General features: G+C 60.4%; 1 protein-coding gene and 1 pseudogene. Both read right to left on the bottom strand.

What is annotated here, in order from left to right; translation table 11 throughout:
• Positions 1–1,439, bottom strand: a pseudogene (locus FHX05_RS30185) (IS66 family transposase); the annotation flags it as partial.
• Between the two features lie 68 nt (positions 1,440–1,507).
• Positions 1,508–1,861 (bottom strand): IS66 family insertion sequence element accessory protein TnpB, encoded by a 354-nt coding sequence (gene tnpB / locus FHX05_RS30190; protein WP_183876551.1) that lies wholly within the window; start codon positions 1,859–1,861, stop codon positions 1,508–1,510.
• Positions 1,862–2,008 lie beyond the last annotated feature (147 nt).

Below are 2,008 nucleotides of genomic sequence, written 5' to 3' on the forward strand. Positions count from 1 at the left end.
CGGATCGACGGTATTGAGCTTGCATGTCTCGATCAGCGAGGCGATGATCGCCCAGTTCTCCGCTCCAGCGTCATGTCCGGCGAAGAGCGCGTTCTTCCGATTGAGAGCAATCGGCCTAATGGTTCGCTCGACGCTGTTGTTGTCGATCTCGATGCGACCGTCGGTCAGATAGACGCAAAGGCCATCCCAGTATTTTGCGATATAGGCCAGCGCTTCGCCGAGAGGCGATTTGCCAGCGACACGTGCACGATGCTGAGTGAGCCATGTTCGCATGTCCGCAATTAATGGCGCTGATCGTAGCTGCCGTGCCGTTAAGCGAGCCTCTGCCGGGAGACCACGCAGCTCTGCCTCGATCCGATAGAGTTCGCCGATCCGCCTCACGCCTTCCTCGGCAATCGGTGCGGATCCGTTGCGCGTGATCTCGAGCAGTTTGCGACGTGCATGGGCCCAACAGTAGGCGAGTTTGATGTCGGGACCGATCCGATCCGGCGCGATCAGCCGATTATATCCAGCGTAGCCATCCACCTGGAGAATGCCCGTAACCCCTGCAGTATCCGCTCGGCATGTTGTCCGCTGCGGCCTGGAGCGTAAGTAAAGGCAACACCGGGTGGAGCACCCCCGCTCCAAGGTCGGTCATCACGGGCCAGAGCCCAGAAGTACCCGGTCTTGGTTTTGCGAGAGCCAGGATCGAGGACTGGCGCACGGGTCTCGTCCATGAACAGCTTCGTCGACCGCTTCAGATCGGCAATCAGAGCGTCGAAGACCGGGCGCAGTTCGAATGCTGCTCGGCCGACCCAATCGGCGAGTGTTGAGCGGTCGAGATCGATACCCTGACGGCTCATGATCTGGGCCTGCCGATAAAGCGGTATGTGATCGGCGTATTTGGAGACCAGCACATGGGCGATGGTCGCCTCTGTCGGCAACCCGGCCTGGATCAATCGTGCAGGCGCTGGAGCCTGGGCAACGCCGTCGGTGCAGGAGCGGCAAGCATATTTAGGACGACGAGTAACGATGACACGGAATTGCACCGGGATGACATCCAGCCGCTCGGAGACGTCCTCGCCGATGCAATGCAGGCCGCCGCCGCAGGCGCAGATCAGGCTTTCCGGTTCGATAATTTCCTCGACACGAGGAAGATGAGCGGGCAGAGAGCCACGATTGGCGGCGCGGGGTTTGGGCTGCGGCTTCCCTGAAGGGTTATCGGCTTCATCTTCGGCATGGATGGCCGCAATGGCCGTTTCCAGGTCCTCCAATGCGAGATCGAATTGATCAGGATCGGCCTTCTCGGATTTACGGCCGAATGCTGCTTGCTTGAAAGCTGCAACCAGCTTCTCCAACCGCTCGATCCGGTCATCCTTGCGGACTTCACGCGCTTGCGCCGCGATCAGCATCGCCTTCAGGGCAGCAATGTCGTCTGGGAGATCGGCGGCGTCCAACATAATGAAAGTCTATCAAAACCAACGTCGCTTCGCCGTCGGAATTTACCGCCCGAGTCATCGTGCCGCATCTATTCGATGGCGTCCGGCGGTCTCGCTTCCATGGAACGGACACGACGCCAGTCGAGGCCTGCAAACAACGCCTCGAACTGTGCGTGGCCCAAGGTCATCAGGCCGTCCCTGACGCCCGGCCAGGTGAAGGTGTGCTCCTCCAGCCGCTTGTAGGCCATCACCAGTCCGCTACCATCCCAGTAGATCAGCTTCAGCCGGTCTGCTTTCCGTGACCGGAATACGAAGACCGTCCCTGTAAAAGGGTCCTTGTGCAGTTCGTTCTTGACCAATGCCGCCAGGCCATCGTGGCCCTTGCGGAAATCGACGGGCTTTGTCGCCACCATGATCCGGACGCGGTTCGACGGAAAGATCATGCCGGAACCGCGCAGGCACGCGCGACAGCGGCGATCCGGGCGGCAGACGCGCCTTCTTCCAGACGAATGGTGACGGACCCGACGATGATCTCGGGACGGCTGGCCTTCTTGATCGGCGGTTCCGAAACAGGTGGGTCGACGATTACC

This window comes from Rhizobium sp. BK491, from assembly GCF_014194925.1.
Classification (GTDB): Bacteria; Pseudomonadota; Alphaproteobacteria; order Rhizobiales; family Rhizobiaceae; genus Rhizobium.

Bases quoted from the DNA above. Each gene is read 5' to 3' on its own strand.
- tnpB (WP_183876551.1), bottom strand. From the start codon at position 1,861: ATGATCTTTCCGTCGAACCGCGTCCGGATCATGGTGGCGACAAAGCCC.